At 72.7% G+C, this 20,689-nt stretch carries 21 protein-coding genes; 19 read left to right on the forward strand and 2 right to left on the reverse strand.

The genetic code is table 11. The annotated features are described in order from the left end of the window. The first annotated feature begins 789 nt into the window (after positions 1-789). From IE290_RS35720 to IE290_RS35750, 7 genes are all read left to right on the forward strand, one after another. Positions 790-1,260 carry a prepilin peptidase gene (locus tag IE290_RS35720; RefSeq protein WP_191249354.1) on the forward strand — a complete coding sequence of 157 codons (471 nt, stop codon included), beginning with the start codon at positions 790-792 and terminating at the stop codon, positions 1,258-1,260. 595 nt (positions 1,261-1,855) lie between these two features. After that, the gene (aroC, locus tag IE290_RS35725; protein WP_191249355.1) at positions 1,856-3,067 is read left to right on the forward strand and encodes a chorismate synthase; all 1,212 of its coding nucleotides are present in this window, start codon (positions 1,856-1,858) and stop codon (positions 3,065-3,067) included. Next, positions 3,064-3,567, forward strand: a complete 504-nt coding sequence (locus IE290_RS35730; protein ID WP_191249356.1) for a shikimate kinase — start codon at positions 3,064-3,066, stop codon at positions 3,565-3,567. The genes aroC and IE290_RS35730 overlap by 4 nt, the downstream gene beginning before the upstream one ends. Next, a complete protein-coding gene (gene aroB, locus IE290_RS35735) occupies positions 3,564-4,673 on the forward strand; it encodes a 3-dehydroquinate synthase (RefSeq protein WP_191249168.1) in 1,110 nt (369 codons plus the stop codon). The genes IE290_RS35730 and aroB overlap by 4 nt, the downstream gene beginning before the upstream one ends. Continuing rightward, the gene (gene aroQ / locus IE290_RS35740) at positions 4,670-5,101 is read left to right on the forward strand and encodes a type II 3-dehydroquinate dehydratase (RefSeq protein ID WP_191249169.1); all 432 of its coding nucleotides are present in this window, start codon (positions 4,670-4,672) and stop codon (positions 5,099-5,101) included. The genes aroB and aroQ overlap by 4 nt, the downstream gene beginning before the upstream one ends. Then, the gene (locus IE290_RS35745) at positions 5,098-6,015 is read left to right on the forward strand and encodes a GNAT family N-acetyltransferase (RefSeq protein WP_191249170.1); all 918 of its coding nucleotides are present in this window, start codon (positions 5,098-5,100) and stop codon (positions 6,013-6,015) included. The genes aroQ and IE290_RS35745 overlap by 4 nt, the downstream gene beginning before the upstream one ends. Positions 6,016-6,074: 59 nt before the next feature. Beyond that, the gene (locus IE290_RS35750; RefSeq protein WP_191249357.1) at positions 6,075-7,568 is read left to right on the forward strand and encodes a glycoside hydrolase family protein; all 1,494 of its coding nucleotides are present in this window, start codon (positions 6,075-6,077) and stop codon (positions 7,566-7,568) included. Between the two features lies 1 nt (position 7,569). On the opposite strand, the gene IE290_RS35755 is transcribed toward IE290_RS35750, so the two are convergent. Beyond that, the gene (locus IE290_RS35755) at positions 7,570-8,016 is read right to left on the reverse strand and encodes a B-4DMT family transporter (RefSeq protein ID WP_191249358.1); all 447 of its coding nucleotides are present in this window, start codon (positions 8,014-8,016) and stop codon (positions 7,570-7,572) included. 39 nt (positions 8,017-8,055) lie between these two features. On the opposite strand from IE290_RS35755, the gene IE290_RS35760 reads away from it, so the two are divergent. Genes IE290_RS35760 through nusB form a run of 3 tightly spaced genes read left to right on the forward strand, consistent with a single transcriptional unit; the run spans position 8,056 to position 10,204 of the window. Beyond that, positions 8,056-9,153, forward strand: coding sequence for a M24 family metallopeptidase (locus IE290_RS35760; protein WP_191249171.1), 1,098 nt, complete (start codon positions 8,056-8,058; stop codon positions 9,151-9,153). A gap of 36 nt (positions 9,154-9,189) precedes the next feature. Beyond that, positions 9,190-9,747 carry an elongation factor P gene (efp, locus tag IE290_RS35765; protein ID WP_191249172.1) on the forward strand — a complete coding sequence of 186 codons (558 nt, stop codon included), beginning with the start codon at positions 9,190-9,192 and terminating at the stop codon, positions 9,745-9,747. Between the two features lies 1 nt (position 9,748). Continuing rightward, entirely contained in the window at positions 9,749-10,204 is a 456-nt protein-coding gene (gene nusB / locus IE290_RS35770) for a transcription antitermination factor NusB (RefSeq protein WP_191249173.1), read from the forward strand. A gap of 73 nt (positions 10,205-10,277) precedes the next feature. On the opposite strand, the gene bldD is transcribed toward nusB, so the two are convergent. Continuing rightward, positions 10,278-10,766, reverse strand: coding sequence for a transcriptional regulator BldD (bldD, locus tag IE290_RS35775; protein WP_020422358.1), 489 nt, complete (start codon positions 10,764-10,766; stop codon positions 10,278-10,280). Between the two features lie 235 nt (positions 10,767-11,001). Between bldD and pyrR the strand changes: the two genes are divergently transcribed. The 9 genes from pyrR to gmk all read left to right on the forward strand — a co-directional run bounded on the left by pyrR (position 11,002) and on the right by gmk (position 20,687). After that, on the forward strand, positions 11,002-11,592 hold the full coding sequence (gene pyrR / locus IE290_RS35780; protein ID WP_191249174.1) for a bifunctional pyr operon transcriptional regulator/uracil phosphoribosyltransferase PyrR: 591 nt from the start codon (positions 11,002-11,004) through the stop codon (positions 11,590-11,592). Beyond that, the gene (locus IE290_RS35785; protein WP_191249175.1) at positions 11,589-12,521 is read left to right on the forward strand and encodes an aspartate carbamoyltransferase catalytic subunit; all 933 of its coding nucleotides are present in this window, start codon (positions 11,589-11,591) and stop codon (positions 12,519-12,521) included. The genes pyrR and IE290_RS35785 overlap by 4 nt, the downstream gene beginning before the upstream one ends. Then, positions 12,518-13,807: a dihydroorotase gene (locus tag IE290_RS35790; RefSeq protein WP_191249176.1), complete on the forward strand. Its 1,290-nt coding sequence runs from the start codon at positions 12,518-12,520 to the stop codon at positions 13,805-13,807. The genes IE290_RS35785 and IE290_RS35790 overlap by 4 nt, the downstream gene beginning before the upstream one ends. After that, complete coding sequence (locus IE290_RS35795; RefSeq protein ID WP_191249177.1) at positions 13,807-14,313, forward strand: PH-like domain-containing protein; 507 nt, start codon at positions 13,807-13,809, stop codon at positions 14,311-14,313. The genes IE290_RS35790 and IE290_RS35795 overlap by 1 nt, the downstream gene beginning before the upstream one ends. Further along, positions 14,310-15,440, forward strand: coding sequence for a glutamine-hydrolyzing carbamoyl-phosphate synthase small subunit (gene carA / locus IE290_RS35800; RefSeq protein WP_191249178.1), 1,131 nt, complete (start codon positions 14,310-14,312; stop codon positions 15,438-15,440). The genes IE290_RS35795 and carA overlap by 4 nt, the downstream gene beginning before the upstream one ends. Then, positions 15,440-18,754 carry a carbamoyl-phosphate synthase large subunit gene (gene carB, locus IE290_RS35805; RefSeq protein ID WP_191249179.1) on the forward strand — a complete coding sequence of 1,105 codons (3,315 nt, stop codon included), beginning with the start codon at positions 15,440-15,442 and terminating at the stop codon, positions 18,752-18,754. The genes carA and carB overlap by 1 nt, the downstream gene beginning before the upstream one ends. Positions 18,755-18,767: 13 nt before the next feature. After that, a complete protein-coding gene (gene pyrF, locus IE290_RS35810; RefSeq protein WP_191249180.1) occupies positions 18,768-19,577 on the forward strand; it encodes an orotidine-5'-phosphate decarboxylase in 810 nt (269 codons plus the stop codon). A 118-nt stretch (positions 19,578-19,695) separates the two neighbouring features. After that, positions 19,696-20,013, forward strand: coding sequence for an integration host factor, actinobacterial type (mihF, locus tag IE290_RS35815; RefSeq protein WP_017983071.1), 318 nt, complete (start codon positions 19,696-19,698; stop codon positions 20,011-20,013). Continuing rightward, positions 20,010-20,687, forward strand: a complete 678-nt coding sequence (gene gmk / locus IE290_RS35820; protein WP_191249181.1) for a guanylate kinase — start codon at positions 20,010-20,012, stop codon at positions 20,685-20,687. Before mihF ends, gmk begins: the two co-directional genes overlap by 4 nt. The last annotated feature ends 2 nt before the right edge of the window (positions 20,688-20,689 follow it).

Consider the following 20,689-nt stretch of genomic DNA (forward strand, 5'->3'; position numbering starts at 1 on the left):
TTTCGCTTGTGGTGCTGCGGCCTTTCCGCGTGCCGCGTCTGCGGAGCTTCGCTTCTGGTGCTATGCCCTTCCCGCGCGACCTCTGTGGTGCTCCGCTTGTGGTGGTGTGCCCGTCGGGCGTGCCGCGTCTGCGGCGCTCCGGTTCTGGTGCTGTGCCCTTCCCGCGCGACCTCTGTGGTGCTCCGCTTGTGGTGGTGTGTGCCCTTCCGGCGTGCCGCGTCTGCGGCGCTCCGGTTCTGGTGCTGTGCCCTTCCCTCGCCACCGCTGCGGCGCTCCGCTTCTGGTGCTGCGTGCCTGCCCAGTGCAGTGTCCTGGGCGCGCTGTGTCCCTTGCCTTGCATCCCGGTCGTGCTGGGCCCCTTGGCATTACGACCCCGTCGTGCTGCCCCCTCCGGCAAGCGGTGTCGCTTGTGGCGCAGTTCGCCCTTGTACGGCTGGGCATCTCGCGCGTCGACGACTGGTCACCTCGCGTGGCGGCGAATGGTGCCATCCGCGGAATGCGCCGCACGAGTGGGAAGTTCGTGAGCCGATGTGCGGTCCAGTCATCGCGTCAGCGCGGTGGTTGGGACTTTCGTGCGGTCGCGACTGGAACTTTCGTGTGACCACGAAATGTCCTTTCGCGCGAGGGGTGCCGTGCGAGTGGGAATCTCGTGCGCGTCCGCATTTGGCGTTGCCCGGCCGACCACGCAGGCTGGGATTCGTGAACTGGGGAATCGTGGCGGCGCTCGGCGCCGTTGGAGCAACAGCGGGTGCCGGGACGGCGAGCCTCCTCCGGAGGGCCGACGCCCCGGTGCCTGCCGCCGTGGTGGTGCTCGGCACCGGAGCGGCCTGGGCGGGACTCGCGACTGTGGGGCCGGCCTGGACGGCCTTCGTGCTGGCCGCGCTCGCCGTGCCGTTGGTCGCGGCCGACCTACGCCATCGGCGGCTGCCCGATGTGCTCACGTTGCCCGCGTATCCGCTCTTCGTCGCGGTGGCGCCGGATCCGGCCAAGGCGCTCGCGGCGGCCGCGGTCTTCGCGGGCGCGCACCTGGCGGTCCATCTACTGGCGCCGCGCGCGATGGGCGCAGGCGACGTCAAGCTGGCGGGCGCCCTCGGCGCGGCACTCGGCTCGGCGGGGTGGCTCGCGTTGCCGGCGGCCGCCGTGCTGGCCGCGGTCGTCACGACCGTCCTGGCCGCGACGCGCCGCTGGCCGGACGGGGTGCCCCACGGCCCGGGCCTGCTGGCAGCGGCGACCACGTTGGTGCTGATCCGCCCGGGATGACCGTCGAGCCCGGGTGACCGCAGCCGTGGGGGCGGGTGACCGTCCAGCCCCCGGCGGCCGGGCCGGTGCGGGTCGACGCTGAGCCGGGGATGGTCGCGTCCGCGGGCGCAGCCTGGGTGGCCGGGCCGGTGGGGGCGCGGGCGCCCGTGCGGCCGACGGTGGCCGCGGCGGTGGGCGCGGGGTGGCGCGCAGACGGGGCTGGTCGCGGCCGTGGGGCAGCCTGGGTGAGCGCAGCCCTGGGGTCGGGTGACCGCCCGGCGCCCGGTGGCCGGGCGGTAGGTGCGGGGCGACGTGCAGCCGGGGACGGTCGTGGCCGTGGGCGCAGCCTGGGTGGCCGGGCCGGTGGGGGCGCGGGCGCCCGTGCGGCCGGCGGTGGCCGCGGCGGTGGGAGACCACCCAGCCTGGGCTGACCGCCCACGGAAGGCGCGTCTCGGGTCTGCCCGGACTGCCCCAACGCTCCCGAGGCAAGCGCGACGGTGCGGCAGACACCATCGAACAAACCACGTAAATCCGGCCGGCCGGCACCCGCGTGGCGGCTCAGCCCACACCCGTTGGAGCCGCCTGAAGCCGGTCGTAGCCGACATGACAGGATCGTCTGGTGGTACTGCGCTGGATAACCGCTGGTGAATCGCACGGTCCGGCCCTCGCGGCCGTGCTCGAAGGGATGGTGGCCGGGGTCGAGGTCACCACCGCCGACGTGAGCGAGCAGCTCGCCCGCCGGCGGCTCGGGTTCGGCCGCAGCCCCCGCATGGGCTTCGAGACCGACCACATCGAGTTCCTCGGCGGCGTCCGGCACGGCGTCACCCAGGGCGGACCGGTCGCGGTGCACATCGAGAACGCCGAGTGGCCCAGGTGGGAGAAGGTCATGTCGGCCGACCCGGTGGACCCGGCCGAACTCGAGGGCCTGGCCCGCAACGAGCCGCTCACCCGCCCGCGCCCCGGCCACGCCGACCTGCCCGGCATGCAGAAGTACGGCTTCGACGAGGCGCGACCAGTGCTGGAGCGCGCCAGCGCCCGCGAGACGGCCTCCCGCACGGCCCTGGGCACCGTCGCCCGGAACTTCCTCCGCCAGCTGCTCGGTGCGGAGATCGTGAGCCACGTCGTGTCGATCGGCGGCGCCGTCGCCCCCGAGGGCCCGCTGCCCGGGCCCGAGGACCTCGCGGCCGTGGACGAGAGCCCGGTCCGCGCGTTCGGCCAGGAGGCCACCGACGCGATGGTCGCCGAGGTCGACGCCGTCCGCCACGCCGGTGACACGGTCGGCGGCGTCATCGAGGTCATCGCCTACGGGCTGCCGCCCGGCCTCGGCTCCCACGTCCACTGGGACCGCCGCCTCGACGCGCGCCTCGCCGGCGCCCTGATGGGCGTCCAGGCCATGAAGGGCGTCGAGGTCGGCGACGGCTTCACCACCGCCCGCCGGTGGGGCAGCCAGGCCCACGACGAAATCGACCGCGGAACCGGCCCGGCCGGCGTCAGCCGCCGCAGCAACCGCGCGGGCGGTCTCGAGGGCGGCATCACCAACGGCGAGCCGGTCCGGGTGCGCGTGGCGATGAAGCCGATCTCCACGGTCCCGCGTGCTCTGTCCACTGTGGACGTGAAAACCGGCGAGCCGGCCGTCGCGATCCACCAGCGCTCCGACGTGTGCGCGGTGCCGCGCGCCGGGGTCGTCCTGGAGTCCGTCGTGGCGCTCGTGCTCGCCGACGCGGCACTGGAGAAGTTCGGCGGCGACTCGCTGGCCGAGACCAAGCGCAACGCCGAGTCCTACCTCGCGGCACTGGAGGAACGGTGGGCAAACCTCCCTGCATCGTGATCGCGGGCCCGCCCGGGTCCGGCAAGAGCACGGTAGGACCGCTGCTCGCGAAGCGCCTGGGCGTGCCGTTCCGCGACAGCGACGACGACATCGTCGCCCGCGCCGGGCGCCCCATCGCGGAGATCTTCGCCGACGACGGCGAACCGGCCTTCCGCGCGCTCGAGGAAGAAGTCATCGCCGAGGCGCTCGCCGAGCACGACGGGGTGCTCTCCGTCGGCGGCGGCGCGGTCCTCGCCGAGGGCACCCAGAAGCGCCTGGTGGGCCACCCGGTCGTCTTCCTCAACGTCGGCTTCGCCGCGGGCGTGCAGCGCGTCGGCCTGTCCACCGCGCGCCCGCTGCTCGCCGGGGTCAACCCGCGCGCCACCTACCGCTCGCTGCTCGAAGCGCGGCTGCCCGTCTACCGCGCGGTCGCCACCATCGAGGTCGCCACCGACGACCGCACCCCGGCCGAGATCGTCGACGCCATCGCCCGCGAACTAGCCCTGGAGGGAACGCAGTGACCGACCCGGTCCGGATCGAGGTCCGCACCGCCCGGCCGTACCCGGTCGTCGTCGGCCGCGGCCTGCTCGGCGAACTGACCGAGGCCGTCAAGGACGCCTCCAGCGTGGCGATCATCCACCAGCCCACGCTCACCACCACCGCCGAAGCCGTGCGCGACGAGCTCAACGCCGCCGGCCTGGACGCGCACCGCGTCGAGATCCCCGACGCCGAGGACGGCAAGGCGCTGTCCGTCGCCGGCTTCTGCTGGGAGGTGCTGGGCCGCATCGGCCTGGACCGCCAGGGCGTCGTCGTCGCCCTCGGCGGGGGAGCGGTCACCGACCTCGCCGGGTTCGTCGCCGCCACCTGGATGCGCGGCGTCCGCTTGGTCAACGTGCCCAGCACGCTGCTCGGCATGGTCGACGCAGCGGTCGGCGGCAAAACCGGCATCAACACCGACGCCGGCAAGAACCTCGTCGGCGTCTTCCACGAGCCCAGCGCCGTCCTGGTCGACCTCGCGACCCTGGAAACCCTGCCGCGCAACGAACTGATCGCCGGCATGGCCGAGGTGGTCAAGGCCGGGTTCATCGCCGACCCGCGCATCCTCGAACTCATCGAGGCCGACCCCGAGGCCGCCACCGACCCGGCCGGTGAGGTCCTCGGCGAGCTGGTGCGCCGCTCGATCCAGGTCAAGGCCGACGTCGTGGCCGCCGACCTGCGCGAGTCCGACCTGCGCGAGATCCTCAACTACGGCCACACCCTCGGCCACGCCATCGAGCGCCGCGAGCGCTACCGGTGGCGCCACGGCGCGGCGGTCAGCGTGGGCCTGGTGTTCGCCGCCGAGCTGGCCCGCCTCGCCGGCCGCCTCGACGACGCCACCGCCGACCGGCACGCCGCCATCCTGGAGCGGCTCGGCCTGCCGACCAAGTACGACCCGGACGCGCTGCCGCAGCTGCTGGAGTCCATGCGCAAGGACAAGAAGACCCGATCCGGCGTGCTGCGGTTCGTGGTGCTGGACGGGCTGGCCAAGCCCGGGCGCCTGGAGGGACCGGACCCGGCTCTGCTGGCCGCGGCGTACTCGGCGGTCGCCGGCCCGCGGCAGTCCGAGGGTGGGAGCGTGCTGCTGTGAAGGTCTTCGTGCTCAACGGCCCCAACCTCGGCCGCCTCGGGAAGCGGGAGCCGTCGGTCTACGGCTCCACCACCCACGCCGACCTCGCGGAGCTGTGCGTCAAGACCGGCGGTGAACTGGGCATCGACGTCGAGGTGCGGCAGACCGACCACGAGGGCGAGATGGTCGGCTGGCTGCACGAGGCCGCCGACGGTGGCCACCCCGTCGTGCTCAACGCCGGCGCCTGGACCCACTACTCGATCGCCGTGCGGGACGCCGCCGCGCAGCTCACCGCTCCGCTGATCGAGCTGCACATCTCCAACGTGCACAAGCGCGAGGCGTTCCGCCACCACAGCGTGCTCTCCGACATCGCCACCGCGGTGATGGCCGGGCTCGGCGTCGACGGCTACCCGCTGGCCCTGCGCTGGCTCGCCGCCAACGCCGGATGACCGTCCCGGACCTGCGAACCGCCCGGCTGCGCCTGCGAGCACTCGACACCACCGACACCGAGGCGATCGTCCGGATCTTCGCCGACCCGGAGACGAGCCGCTTCCTCGCCGCCGACCTCAGCGATCCGGACCAGTGCCGCGCCTCGGTCGCACGCCGCCTGGCCTACACCGGGCCGGACGGCACCGGACACTGGGTCGTCGAGCGCGACGGCGCGGTCATCGGCCTGGCGCACCTGCGCCCGTCCACCGAGCTGTCCGGCGGCCTCACCGAGATCGGGTACTTCCTGGACCCCGCCCACGGCGGCCAGGGCCTGGCGACCGAAGCCGCGGCCGCGCTGCTGCGCCACGCCTTCGCCACCCTCGGCCTGCCCGCGGTCTGGGCGCTCGTCCACGAGTCCAATGTGGCCAGTCAGAACCTGGTGCGGCGCCTGGGGTTCACCGACGTCGGCGGCGGCGATCACTACGGCGCGCCACACCGGGTGTTCGTCGCGCTGCCCGGCGCGGCGGGGCACTGGCACCACGTCGAGCTGTGGGTGCCCGACCTCGCGCGGGCCGAGCAGAGCTTCGGCTGGCTGCTCACCGAACTCGGCTGGCGGGAACACCAGCGCTGGCGCGACGGCGTGAGCTGGAAACTCGGCCCCGGCTACCTGGTGGTCGAGCAGTCCCCGGCGCTCACGAGCACCGTCCACGACCGGCGCGCGCCGGGTCTCAACCACCTGGCGCTGCACGCCGGATCACCCGAACGGGTCGACGAGCTCGCCGCGGCCGCGCTCGAGCACGGCTGGCGGGCGCTCTTCGCCGACCGCTACCCGCACGCCGGCGGCCCTGATCATCACGCCGCGTATCTGGAGAACGCCGACGGCTTCGAGGTCGAACTGGTCGCCGACGCCCCGCGCGTCACTCGACCGGGTTAATCACTCTCTACACTGAGCTGGCGGCGGAAACGGAAGGACGACGGGTGGGCGGACGCAGGGTGCTCGGCGGGGTGCTGGCCGCGGTGCTGGCCGTCTCCGCGCTGGCCGGGTGCACCGGCAGCGTGCCGCCCCAGGCCGAGGGCGCCGGGCGCGGCGTCATCGGTGGCGCCCAGCCGGAACCCACCCCGGTCACGCCCGACGACGTCCAGCTCAAGACCGACTCGCCGCGCGAGAGCGCCGCTGTCGTCGCCGCGGGCGGCCCCGGCGCGCCCTACAACTACGGCCCGACGGTGATGGCCGACGGCGCCACGAACCGCATGTGGTGGTGCAGCCAGTACCCCGGCTCACCGCCGCCCGGCGACGACATCCTCTACGCCGAATCCGCTTCCCTGGACGGGCCGTTCACCGGCCCCGGCGGCGCGGTCCCGCCCGCGGTGCTGTCCGGCAACCCGGGCCAGTTCGACGGCGTGCACGCGTGCGACCCGTCGGTGATCCGCGTGAACGGGACGTACTACCAGTACTACACCGGCGCCGCGGGCGACCACGCGCTCGGCAACTCGATCGGCCTCGCGACCAGCACCGACGGGATCACCTGGCAGCGCACAGGCGGCGGCAGGCCGATCGTCGACCCGGCCCACGACACCCACCGCGAGAACCTCTACGGCGCCGGCCAGCCGGCCGCGGTCTACCTCGACGGCTGGTTCTACCTGATGTTCACCGACACCACCGGCCTGGCCGCGGGCTGGAACGGCGCGGGCCAGTTCGTGCTGCGCTCCAAGGACCCCGCGTTCGCCAGTGGCGTCGAGGCCCTGGGCGAGGCCGGGTTCGCCGCGGTGGCGAGCACCGCCGCGCCGCGCACCAAATCGCTGGTCGACGCGTTCAGCGCGGACCTGATGTGGATCGACGCGCTGAACGCGTGGGCGATCGCGCACGAGACCGCCGACGGCACCACGATCACGTTCTGGGACCGCGACTTCGTCCGCAGCCCGTACCAGCCGCTGCTCATCCCCGGCGTGTGGCGGGAGGGGCCGGGCCTGGTGCGGCGGCCGGACGGGCACGCGCCGGTGTCGGCGAAGGACCCGTGCGGGCGGGTGCCGGTGGACGTCGTCCGTGCGACCGTGACCGGCGAGGCCGGCGCGCCGACCGACCTGCGGCGCTTCGGGCTCGACATCATCGGCGTCAACGCCTGCGCCGACCCGCAGCTGGCGCTGACCGTGCTGGACGGCTTCGCGATGCCCTCGCCTGTGCGGACCATGGACCTGGTCGTGTCGGGGCAGGTGGTGCGCATCGACCGCCGCTCGGTGGCGCAGGAACTGGCTGGTCACGTGCTGGACACCCGGCTCGACGTGCTGAACCAGTTCCCGGTCGCGGCGCGGTTGGAGTCCGGTACGCGGGCCCTCAAGGCGACCGGCCTGGGTGTGGGCTTCCTCCTCGACGACGGCCGCCTCTACCCGGTGCGCCGCGCGGACGCGGTCACCGCGAACGGCTCGTCGATCGAGGACGTGACACCCGCCCAGTGGCGCACCTACCCGGCCGGTCCAGTACTGGGCTGACTCAGTCCTCGGCCGCGCGCGGGCGGGGTGTGGGCCGCGGCCGCTTCGCCGGCTCGGCCGGGCGCTTGAGCCGCCCGCCGACGAACAACCCCAGTCCGGCGGGTACCAGCACCAGCAGCGCGGTGAACGCCGCGCCACCGGAGATCGCCGGCCACAGCTCCTCCGCGCCGGTCCGGTCGACGAACACCGCGCGGCCGATCACGTACAGGACCCCGGACACCGGCCCGGCCACCAGCGACGCGATGAACCAGGTGCGCCCGGCGTCCGCCCGGCGCAGCCACGCGTCCAGCGCGCTCCACAGCGCCGCGGCGCCCACCAGCAGCGCGATCACGGCGATCCGGGCCGTCGTCAAGCCCGTCGGGTCGTAGATCGTCGCCTTGGCGAGGGCGACTTCGGCGATCGCGTGCAGCACCGCCATGCCGAGACCTCGAACCAGCCAGGACCGCATACCCATCCACCCATCGTCGCACCGCACTAAGCTGCTCCTGTGCCCGACCTCCACGCCTCGCGGCGCGACGCCCTGCGCACGGTGCTCAACGAGTCCGGCGTCGACGCGTTGCTCGTCACCGACCTGCTCAACGTCCGCTACCTGACCGGCTTCACCGGCTCCAACGCCGCGCTGCTGGTCCACTGCGCGGGCGAGGACCGCACGGTGTTCTGCACCGACGGCCGCTACACCACCCAGGCCGAGCACGAGGTGCCCGACCTGCCGCGGGTCATCGAACGGGAGAGCGCGGCGGCCCTGCTGACGCGCGCCGCCGGGGACGCCGCCGCCCACCGGCGCACCGGTTTCGAGAGCCAGCACGTCAGCGTCGAGGCCCACGACGCGTTCGCCCGCCTCGCCGAGGGCATCGAGCTGACCCGCGCGCCCGGCCTGGTCGAGCAGCTGCGGCTGATCAAGGACGAGACCGAGATCGAGGCCCTGCGGATGGCCTGCGCCGCCGCCGACCGGGCGCTGGCCGGGCTGCTGGAGCACGGCGGCATCCGGCCCGGCCGCACCGAGCTGGAGGTGGCGCGCGACCTGGAGAACCGCATGCTCGACCACGGTTCGTCCGGGCCGTCCTTCGCCTCGATCGTCGCCGCCGGGCCGAACTCGGCGATCCCGCACCACCGGCCCACCGGCCGCCCGCTGCGCACCGGCGACTTCGTCAAACTGGATTTCGGCGCCACCGTCGACGGGTACCACTCGGACATGACCCGCACGGTCGTGCTCGGGCGCCCCGCGGACTGGCAGGAAGACCTCTACGAGCTGGTCCGCCGGGCCCAGGAGACCGGCCTGGAGGCGGCGCTGGCCGGGCAGGAGGTCGCCGACGTCGACCTGGCCGCGCGCCGCGTCATCGAGCAGGGCGGGCACGGCGAGGAGTTCTCCCACGGGCTCGGCCACGGCGTCGGGCTGGAGGTGCACGAGGCACCGAGGCTCGCGAAGAACGTCGCCGGTACACTGGCCGTCGGCATGACGGTCACCGTGGAGCCAGGCGTCTACCTCGCCGGCCGCGGTGGCGTGCGCATCGAGGACACGCTGGTCGTGCGGGACGCCGATCCCGAACTCCTCACCCTGAGCAGCAAGGAACTCGTGGTCGTCTGACGCGGCCCGATCGGAAACAGGAGAACTGGACAACCCGTGGCCACCACCAACGACCTGAAGAACGGCCTGGTGCTGAACCTCGACGGACAGCTGTGGTCCGTCGTGAACTTCCAGCACGTCAAACCGGGCAAGGGCGGCGCCTTCGTGCGCACCACGCTCAAGCACGTCCTGTCCGGCAAGGTGGTGGACAAGACGTTCAACGCGGGCACCAAGGTCGACACCGCGACCGTGGACCGGCGCAACATGACCTACCTGTACAACGACGGGTCGGACTTCGTCTTCATGGACGGCGAGACCTTCGACCAGATCACCGTGCCGCGGGAGACCGTCGGCGACGGCGCGAACTACCTGCTGGAGAACACCGAGGTCCAGGTCGCCATGCACGAGGGCGTGCCGCTCTACGTCGAGCTGCCCACCTCGGTCGAGCTGGTCATCCAGCACACCGACCCGGGCCTGCAGGGCGACCGCTCCACCGGCGGCACCAAGCCGGCCACGCTGGAGACCGGCGCCGAGATCCAGGTCCCGCTGTTCCTGAGCACCGGCGAGAAGGTCAAGGTCGACACCCGCGACGGCCGTTACCTGGGCAGGGCGTAGGTTGTCCGACTCCACCTCGGCGCCCCGGCGCGGCGGTCAGCCCGGCCGCCGCGCACTCCGCAGGCGCGCCGTCGAGATCCTGTACGAGGCCGCCCAGCGTTCGCTCGATCCGGTGACGCTGCTCGCGGACCGGGTGGGTTCCACCGACGCCGACCCGGTCGGCGACTACACGATCTCGCTCGTCGAGGGCGTCACCGCGAACCGCGAGCGCATCGACGAGCTGCTCGCCGAGCACGCGCACGGCTGGAGCCTGGAGCGCATGCCGCCGGTCGACCTGGCCGTGCTGCGGGTGGGCATCTACGAGCTGCTGTGGGCCGCGGACGTGCCGGACCCGGTGGCGATCGACGAGGCGGTGGGCCTGGCCCGGGAGCTGTCCACGGACGACTCGCCCCGGTTCGTCAACGGCGTGCTGGGCCGGATCGGCACGATCGCCGACCGCATCCGCGCCGTCCTGTAGGACCTGGGAGAAGACACGAGAAGAGCCCGGCGCGCGGAGATCGCGCCGGGCTTTTCGCTGGTCAGCGTCGTTCTCAGTCCTCCTTCGCCGGGCGGGCTTCCGGCGGGAGGACGCCCCAGTCGATGAGCTGTTCGGTCAGCTCGCCGGGGGTCATGTCGTAGATGATGGCCAGCGACCGCAGGTCCTCGGTGCGGATGGACAGCACCTTGCCGTTGTAGTCGCCGCGCTGGCTCTGGATGGTGGCGGCGTAGCGGGCGAGCGGGCCGACCTTCTCGGCCGGCAGCTGCTGCAGCCGCTCCAGGTTGATGACGATCTTGGTGGCGGGTTCGGCCCCGGACGGTACCCGGCCCTCGGGCAGCAGCTCGACCACCGGCACGCCGTAGAAGTCGGCCAGCTCGGCCAGCTTCTGCACGGTCACCGCCCGGTCGCCGCGCTCGTAGGAACCGACCACGACAGCCTTCCACCGACCGCCGGACTTCTGCTCGACCCCGTGCAGGGACAGCCCCTGCTGCTGGCGGATCCCGCGGAGCTTCGCCCCGAGCGCCTTGGCGTAATCGCCCATCTGGTGGTTCTCCGTTTCCTCGCCCAGTCGGTCTCGTGGGCCGCCGGGGGACTGCCGAGTTGAACACTCAGAGTAATGGTTACGCATTGTCGTCACCAGGTCAAGAACATGATGCCCCCGGCACCACCCGGACGGCTGAACGGTGCTGCCTGTTAACATCGAGTGGATTTCCTCGGCAAGCAGGAAGTCGACGTCCTTTAAGGACCCGTCCGGTGAGGCGGGGAAGGAGTCCGCTGTGGCGTCACGCCCTCGTGACGCGGCAGCACCAGGTGGCGAGCGCGAGCTGCTCTCCGCCGGTGATGTCGCGCGCACCATCGCCCGGATGGCCCATCAGGTCATCGAGAAGACCGCCCTCGACGGCGGTACGGGCGCACCTCCCGTTCTCCTGGGCATCCCGACCCGGGGCACCTCGCTCGCGGCCCGGCTGGCCGAGCGGATCGCCGAGTTCTCCGGCGTCGAGGTGCCCACCGGCGCCCTGGACATCACCCTTTACCGCGACGACCTGCGCCGCCGCCCGACGCGGCCGCTCGCGGACACCACCCTGCCCGAAGCCGGCATCGACGACCGCGTGGTGATCCTGGTCGACGACGTGCTGTTCTCCGGCCGGACCGTGCGCGCCGCGCTGGACGCCCTGCGCGACCACGGCCGCCCCCGGGCCGTGCAGCTGGCCGTCCTGGTCGACCGCGGGCACCGCGAGTTCCCGATCCGGGCCGACTACGTGGGCAAGAACATCCCGACCGCGCGTGCCGAAGACGTCGCCGTCCTGCTGTCCGAAGTGGATGGGCGCGACGCGGTGCTGCTGCGCGAGGGGGAAGCGAAGGCATGAAGCACCTGCTGGCCACCGAAGGCCTCGACCCCGACCTGGCGACCGCGGTGCTGGACACCGCCGACGGCCTCAAGCGCACCCTGCTCGGGCGCGAGGTCCGCAAGCTGCCGACGCTGCGCGGCCGCACGGTCATCACCATGTTCTACGAGAACTCCACGCGCACCCGGGTCTCGTTCGAGATCGCCGGCAAGTGGATGAGCGCCGACGTGGTGAACGTCTCGGCGGGCGGCTCCTCGGTCGGCAAGGGCGAGTCGCTGCGGGACACCGCGCTGACCCTGTCCGCCGCCGGCGCCGACTGCGTCATCGTCCGCCACCCCGCCTCCGGCGCCGCCCAGCGCCTGGCCGGCTGGCTGGAGGGCACCGGCACCTCGGTCGTCAACGCCGGTGACGGCATGCACGAGCACCCCACCCAGGCGCTGCTCGACGCGGCCACCCTGCGGGAACGGCTCGGCGGTATCAAGGACCGGCGGATCGCCATCGTCGGCGACGTGCTGCACAGCCGGGTCGCCCGCTCCAACATCCACCTGCTGTCCGCGCTCGGCGCCGAGGTGGTGCTCGTCGCCCCGCCCACGCTGCTGCCCGCCGGGGTCGGCGCGCTGCCGGTGACCGTGTCGCACGACCTGGACGCCGAGCTGCCCGCCCTGGACGCGGTGATGATGCTGCGGGTGCAGGCCGAGCGCATGCACGGCGGGTTCTTCCCGTCGGCGCGCGAGTACTCGATCGCCTACGGCCTGAACGAGGCGCGGCTGCGGCTGCTGCCCGAGCACGCGGTCGTGCTGCACCCCGGCCCGATGCTGCGCGGCATGGAGATCGCCTCCGCGGTCGCCGACGCGCCGTCCGCGGCGATCACCGAACAGGTCCGCAACGGGGTGCACGTGCGGATGGCCGTGCTCTACCACCTGCTGGCCGGAGAGGAAGACGCGAAGTGAACCAGGTTCTGATCAAGGGCGCCCGGCTCTACGGCGAGGGCGATCCGGTGGACGTCCTGGTCAACGGCGGGACCATCGCCGAAATCGGCTCCGTCCAGGCGCCCGAGGACGCCGAGGTGATCGACGCGGACGGCCAGGTCCTGCTGCCCGGCTTCGTCGATCTGCACACCCACCTGCGCGAACCCGGCCGCGAGGACACCGAGACCATCGAGACCGGCTCGGCCGCGGCCGCGCTCGGCGGCTACACCGCGGTTTTCGCGATGGCCAACACCGACCCGGTCGCCGACAACGCGGTGATCGTCGAGCACGTGTGGCGCCGCGGCCGCGAGGTCGGCCTGGTCGACGTGCATCCGGTCGGCGCGGTGACCGTCGGCCTGAAGGGGGAGCGGCTGGCCGAGCTGGGCACGATGGCGAAGTCGGCCGCCGGGGTGCGGGTGTTCTCCGACGACGGCCACTGCGTGCACGACCCGCTGATCATGCGCCGCGCCCTGGAGTACTCCACCGCGCTGGACGTGGTCATCGCGCAGCACGCCGAGGAGCCGCGGCTGACCGTCGGCGCGCAGGCCCACGAGGGCGAGCAGGCCTCGCGCCTGGGCTACGCGGGCTGGCCGGCCTCGGCCGAGGAGTCGATCGTCGCGCGGGACTGCCTGCTCGCCGAGCACGCCGGCGCCCGCCTGCACGTCTGCCACGTGTCCACCAGTGGCACCGCCGACGTGCTGCGCTGGGCGAAGGATCGCGGCACGCGGGTCTCCGCCGAGGTCACGCCGCACCACCTGCTGCTGACCGACGAGCGCCTGGCCACCTACGACCCGGTGAACAAGGTCAACCCGCCGCTGCGCACCAACGCCGACGTCGAGAAGCTGCGCGCCGCCCTGGCCGAGGGCGTCATCGACTGCGTGGCGACCGACCACGCGCCGCACGCCCCGCAGGACAAGGACTGCGAGTGGTCGGCCGCCCGGCCCGGCATGCTCGGCCTGCAGACCGCGCTGTCCGTGGTCGCCGCCACCATGGTCGAGACCGGCCTGCTGGACTGGCGCGGCGTGGCGAAGGTCATGAGCGAGCGCCCCGCGGAGATCGCCGGCCTGCCCGACCAGGGCCGTCCGATCGCCGTCGGGGAACCGGCGAACCTCGCGCTGGTGGACCCGGGCGCACAATGGACCGTGCGGGGGGCGGAGCTGGCCAGCCTCGCCGCCAACACCCCGTACGAGGGAATGCGGTTGCCCGCCGTGGTGACCGCGACGCTGCTGCGCGGGCGCGTGACGGCCCGCGAAGGGAAGATCTGCTGATGGAACGGTTGCTGCTCACCCTGCTGGTGTTCGCCTGCTTCCTGCTCGGTCTCTGGGCCATGCGACGAAGCTGGCGGCGCCGCGCGCGCTCGCAGAGCGCGCAGCTGCCGCCGTTCCCGCAGACCCCCGCCGAGCCGGGGGAGGAGCTGCTGCCGCCGGCCAAGGGGCTCTACGTGAGCACCACCACGGCGGGCGACTGGCAGGACCGGATCGTCACGCGCGGGGTCGGCCTGCGCGGGCGCGCGGTCCTGCGGCTCTACCGCGACGGTGTGGAGATCGACCGGGCCGGCGCGCCCGGGTTCTTCATCCCGAGCGAATCCATTGTGGAGGTCAAGCGCGCGAGCGGGATCGCCGGGAAGGTGATGGGCACGAACAGCCTGATCGTCATCACCTGGCGCCTGGGCGGCAAGGAGCTGGACACCGGCTTCCGCGGTGACGACCTCGACGTCTATCCACAGTGGATCGAAAGCTTGTCCGAACGAGAGATCAAGGGAGGGGCCCAGTGACCGTGGGCACCAGGACACCGGCCGCATTGGTGCTGGAGGACGGGCGGGTGTTCCGCGGATCGGCCTACGGCGCCCAGGGTCGCACGCTGGGCGAGGCCGTGTTCTGCACCGGCATGACCGGGTACCAGGAGACGCTGACCGATCCGTCCTACCACCGCCAGATCGTGGTGCAGACCGCGCCGCAGATCGGCAACACCGGCTGGAACGACGAGGACGACGAGTCCGCCCGCATCTGGGTGTCCGGCTACGTCGTGCGCGACCCGGCCCGGACCCCGTCGAACTGGCGGTCCCGCCGCACCCTCGACGAGGAGCTGGCGCGTCAGGGCGTGGTCGGCATCAGCGGCGTCGACACCCGCACCCTGACCCGCCACCTGCGTGAGCGCGGCGCGATGCGGGCCGGGGTGTTCTCCGGCGACGCGCTGGACACCGAGGAGGCGATGACCGCCCAGGTGCTGGCGAGCCCACAGATGAAGGGCGCCGACCTGGCCGGCGAGGTCACCACCAAGGAGCCCTACGTCGTCACGCCGGAGGGCGAGCGCCGCTTCCGCGTCGCCGCGCTGGACCTGGGCATCAAGTCCAACACCCCGCGCCAGATGAGCCGCCGCGGCATCGAGCTGCACGTGCTGCCCTCGACCAGCTCGCTGGAGGAGCTGCTGGCGATCGAGCCGGACGGGGTGTTCCTGTCCAACGGCCCTGGCGACCCGGCCACCCAGGACCACGCGGTCGCGCTGACCGAGGAGGTCCTGCGCCGCGAGATCCCGCTGTTCGGCATCTGCTTCGGCAACCAGATCCTCGGCCGCGCGCTGGGGCTGGGCACCTACAAGATGCGCTACGGCCACCGGGGCATCAACATCCCGGTGATCGACGTGGAGACCGGGCGGGTGGCGATCACCGCGCAGAACCACGGCTTCGCCCTGGAGGGCGAGCCCGGGCAGCGGTTCGACTCGCCGTTCGGCGCCGCGCGGGTCAGCCACTACTGCCCCAACGACGACACGGTCGAGGGCGTGCGCTGCGCGGACGTGCCGGCCTTCTCGGTGCAGTACCACCCCGAGGCGGCCGCCGGCCCGCACGACGCCGCGCCGCTGTTCGACGAGTTCGTGACCCTGATGGAGAAGAAGAGCCGCTGATGCCGAAACGTACAGACATCGAGCACGTGCTCGTCATCGGATCCGGCCCGATCGTCATCGGCCAGGCGGCCGAGTTCGACTACTCGGGCACGCAGGCCTGCCGGGTGCTGCGCGAGGAGGGCCTGCGGGTCAGCCTCGTGAACTCCAATCCGGCCACGATCATGACCGACCCGGAGTTCGCCGACTCGACCTACATCGAGCCGGTCACCCCGGACTTCGTGGAGAAGGTCATCGCGGCCGAGCGCCCGGACGCGCTGCTGGCCACCCTGGGCGGGCAGACGGCGCTGAACACCGCCGTCGCCCTGCACGAGCGCGGCGTGCTGGAGAAGTACGGCGTCGAGCTGATCGGCGCCGACATCGACGCGATCCAGCGCGGTGAGGACCGGCAGAAGTTCAAGGACATCGTCCGCGCCATCGGCGGCGACGTCCCGCGCAGCCGCGTGTGCCACTCGATGGAGGAGGTCCGCGAGACCGTCGCCGAGCTGGGTCTGCCGGTCGTCATCCGGCCCTCGTTCACCATGGGCGGGCTGGGCTCGGGCATGGCGCACACCGACGAGGAGCTGGAGCGCCTGGCCTCCATCGGCCTGGCCGAGTCGCCGGTCACCGAGGTGCTCATCGAGGAGAGCGTGCTCGGCTGGAAGGAGTACGAGCTCGAGCTGATGCGCGACCGCCACGACAACGTGGTGGTGATCTGCTCGATCGAGAACATCGACGCGATGGGCGTGCACACCGGCGACTCGGTGACCGTCGCCCCCGCGATGACCCTGACCGACCGCGAGTACCAGCACATGCGCGACGTCGGCATCGCCGTGCTGCGCGAGGTCGGCGTCGACACCGGCGGCTGCAACATCCAGTTCGCGATCAACCCGCGCGACGGCCGCATGGTCGTCATCGAGATGAACCCGCGCGTGTCCCGCTCCAGCGCGCTGGCGTCGAAGGCCACCGGCTTCCCGATCGCCAAGATCGCCGCGAAGCTCGCCATCGGCTACAGCCTGGACGAGATCCGCAACGACATCACCGGCGAGACCCCGGCCTCGTTCGAGCCGACCCTGGACTACGTCGTGGTCAAGGTGCCGCGGTTCGCGTTCGAGAAGTTCCCGGGTGCCGACCCGCAGCTGACCACCACGATGAAGAGCGTCGGCGAAGCGATGGCCTTGGGCCGCAGCTTCCCGGAGGCCCTGGGCAAGGCGCTGCGCTCGATCGACACCAAGGCGGCCGGGTTCTGGACCACCCCCGACCCCGAGGGCGCCACGCTGGAGAACACCCTGGAAGCCCTGCGCACGCCGCACGACGGCCGCCTCTACGCGGTCGAGCGGGCCCTGCGCCTGGGCGCCACCGTGCAGCAGGTGCACGAGGCCAGCGGCATCGACCCGTGGTTCATCGACCAGATCGCGCTGATCGGCGAGGTCGGCGCCGAGGTGCGCGACGCCCCGGTGCTGGACGCGCCGCTGCTGCGCGAGGCCAAGCGCGTCGGCCTGTCCGATCAGCAGATCGCCGCGCTGCGGCCGGAGCTGGCCGGTGAGGACGGCGTCCGCGCGCTGCGCCACCGCCTCGGCGTGCGGCCGGTGTACAAGACGGTGGACACCTGCGCGGCCGAGTTCGCCGCCAAGACGCCGTACCACTACTCGGCCTACGAGTCCGACCCCGCGGCCGAATCCGAGGTCACCGCCCAGCCCGACAAGCCGAAGGTGCTGATCCTGGGCTCCGGGCCCAACCGCATCGGCCAGGGCATCGAGTTCGACTACTCGTGCGTGCACGCCGCGCTGGCGCTGCGCGAGGCCGGGTTCGAGGCCGTCATGGTCAACTGCAACCCGGAGACGGTGTCCACCGACTACGACACCTCCGACCGCCTCTACTTCGAGCCGCTGACCTTCGAGGACGTGCTCGAGGTCGTCTACGCCGAGCAGCGCTCGGGCACCGTGGCCGGCGTGATCGTGCAGCTCGGCGGCCAGACCCCGCTGAAGCTGGCGCAGCGCCTGGCCGACGCCGGGGTGCCGATCGTGGGCACCTCGCCGGAGGCGATCAACCTGGCCGAGGACCGCGGCGCGTTCGGCGACGTCCTGCTCGGCGCGGGCCTGCCCGCCCCGAAGTACGGCACCGCGACCTCGTTCGAGGGCGCCAAGCGGATCGCCGACGAGATCGGCTACCCGGTCCTGGTGCGGCCCTCCTACGTGCTCGGCGGCCGCGGCATGGAGATCGTCTACGACGAGGCCTCCCTGGCCGGCTACATCCAGCGCGCCACCGAGGTCACGCCGGAGCACCCGGTGCTGGTCGACCGGTTCCTCGACGACGCCATCGAGATCGACGTGGACGCCCTGTTCGACGGCGAGGAGCTGTACCTGGGCGGCGTCATGGAGCACATCGAGGAGGCCGGCATCCACTCCGGTGACTCCTCGTGCGCGCTGCCGCCGATCACGCTGGGCCGCCAGGACGTCGAGGCGGTGCGCGCCTCCACCGAGGCGATCGCCCGCGGCGTCGGCGTGCGCGGCCTGCTCAACGTGCAGTACGCGCTCAAGGACGACGTGCTCTACGTCCTGGAGGCCAACCCGCGCGCCAGCCGCACCGTGCCGTTCGTGTCCAAGGCGACCGGCGTGCAGCTGGCCAAGGCGGCGTCGCTGATCATGACCGGCTCCTCGATCAAGGACCTGCGCACCCGCGGCGTCCTGCCGGCCGAGGGCGACGGCGGGCACCTGCCGATCGACGCGCCGGTCGCGGTCAAGGAGGCGGTCCTGCCCTTCCACCGCTTCCGCACGCCGGAGGGCAAGGGGGTGGACTCGCTGCTCGGGCCGGAGATGAAGTCCACCGGCGAGGTCATGGGCGTGGACACCTCCTTCGGCGAGGCGTTCGCCAAGTCCCAGGCCGGGGCCTACGGGTCGCTGCCGACCTCGGGCAAGGTGTTCGTCTCGGTCGCCAACCGCGACAAGCGGGCCCTGGTGTTCCCGATCAAGCGCCTGGCCGACCTCGGCTTCGAGATCCTCGCGACCTCCGGCACCGCCGAGGTGCTGCGGCGCAACGGGGTGCCCTGCACGGTGGTCCGCAAGTACTCCGAGGGCAGCGCGCCCGGCGAGCCCAACGTGGTCGAGGTCATCACCGCCGGCGAGGTGGACATGGTGATCAACACCCCGTACGGCAACAGCGGCCCGCGGATCGACGGCTACGAGATCCGCACGGCGGCGGTGTCGCGGGACATCCCGTGCATCACCACGGTGCAGGGCGCGGCGGCGGCCGTGCACGGCGTCGAGGCGCTCATCCGGGGCGACATCGGGGTCCGGTCCCTGCAGGACCTGCAGGCCGCGCTGCGGGCCAAGTCGTGACCGGGGCGACGGCGTGACGGGCTTCGGCGCCCGGCTGGTGGAGGCGGTCGCCGCGCGCGGGAACCTGTGCGCGGGGATCGACCCCCACCCCGGTCTGCTCGACGCGTGGGGCCTGGACCGGGATCCGGGCGGGCTGGAGAAGTTCGCCCTGACGGCGGTTGACGTCCTCGCCGAGGAGGTCTCCGTCGTCAAGCCCCAGGCGGCCTTCTTCGAGGCCTTCGGACCGCCCGGGGTGGCCGTCCTGGCCCGCGTGGTCGAGCACGCCCGCGACCGCGGCGCGCTCGTCCTGCTGGACGTCAAACGCGGCGACATCGGGTCGACGATGGCCGCCTACACGGCGGCCTACCTGGGCCCGGACGCGCCGGTCCGGGCCGACGCGATCACCGTCTCGCCCTACCTCGGGTTCGGTTCGCTGGCGCCCGCGCTGGGCGGCGGCGAGGGCCTGTTCATCCTCGCCCGCACCTCCAACCCGGAGGCGGGCGCGCTGCAGAACGCCAAGCTGGACAACGGGAAGACCGTCGCCCAGTCGATTGTGGACGAGGCGGCCCGGTGCAACGCCGGCGCCGCCTCCCTCGGCGACGTCGGCGTCGTCGTGGGGGCCACGATCGGCGCCGGGGAGCTCGACCTGACCGGGTTGAACGGGCCGATCCTGGCGCCCGGTTTCGGGGCCCAGGGAGCCACCGTGGACGATCTTCGCCGCCTCTTCGGTGCGGACCTGCCCGGGGTGCTGCCCGCGTCGTCCAGGGACGTTCTCAGGCACGGTCCGGACCCCGTGGCGCTGCGCGACGCGGTGCGCCGCACCCAGGCCAGCCTGACCGGATAGCGCCAATATCAGGTCCCTGTCCTGGAACCGAGCGACCACCCCCCGCATTGTGGCCGGTGGCGCGGGGTGGGTACCGTCGCGTCACCCACCCAGAATTTTGAGTACTACGGAGGAAAACGTGGCACTTCCCCAGCTGACCGAGGAACAGCGCAAGGCGGCGCTGGAGAAGGCCGCTGCCGCTCGTCGTGCCCGCGCTGAGCTGAAGGAGCGCCTCAAGCGAGGTGGCACCACGCTCACCGACGTGCTGAAGCAGGCCGACGAGGACGAGGTTCTCGGCAAGATGAAGGTCTCCGCCCTGCTCGAAGCCCTCCCCGGCGTCGGCAAGGTGCGCGCTCAGCAGACCATGGAGCGCCTGGAGATCGCACCGAGCCGGCGGCTGCGCGGCCTTGGTGACCGGCAGCGCAAGGCGCTGCTGGCCGAGTTCAGCGGCGAGTGAGCGACACCGGCAGCGACCGCGTCACCGTGGCCGGCGGGCATGCCGGCCCGGCGACGCACCGTGAGCCGGTTCCGGACCAGGCGCGACGTGGGTCCCGGAGCCGGCTCACGGTCGTCTCCGGCCCGTCCGGGGTCGGGAAGTCCAGCGTGGTCGGCGCGCTGCGCCGGCTGGACCCGGACATCTACTTCAGTGTTTCGGTGACCACGCGGGCCCCCCGCCCCGGCGAGGTCGACGGGGTCCACTACCACTTCATCGACCGCGCCACCTTCGACAAGATGGTCGCCGCGGGCGAGCTGCTCGAACACGCCGAGTTCACCGGCAACTGCTACGGCACGCCCCGGGAACCGGTCGAGCGGGCGCTGGCCCAGGGCAGGCCGGCCGTCCTGGAGATCGAGCTGCAGGGCGCGCGGCAGGTGCGCGCGGCCATGCCGGACGCCCGGCTGGTCATGCTCATGCCGCCGTCCTGGGACGAGCTGGTCGGCCGGCTCAAGGGCCGCGGCACCGAGGAGGAGGCCGCCGTCAGCGCCCGTCTCGCCGAAGCCGAGCGCGAGCTCGCCGCGGCGGGGGAGTTCGACGTGCGGCTGGTGAACGCCGACGTCGGGGAAGCCGCGCGGCAGTTGTTAGACTTGCTGCGGGGAGACCACCGACTTCACGAACAGAACTCAGGAGCATAAGC

The organism is Amycolatopsis deserti, from assembly GCF_014653945.1.
GTDB lineage: Bacteria > Actinomycetota > Actinomycetes > Mycobacteriales > Pseudonocardiaceae > Amycolatopsis_E > Amycolatopsis_E deserti.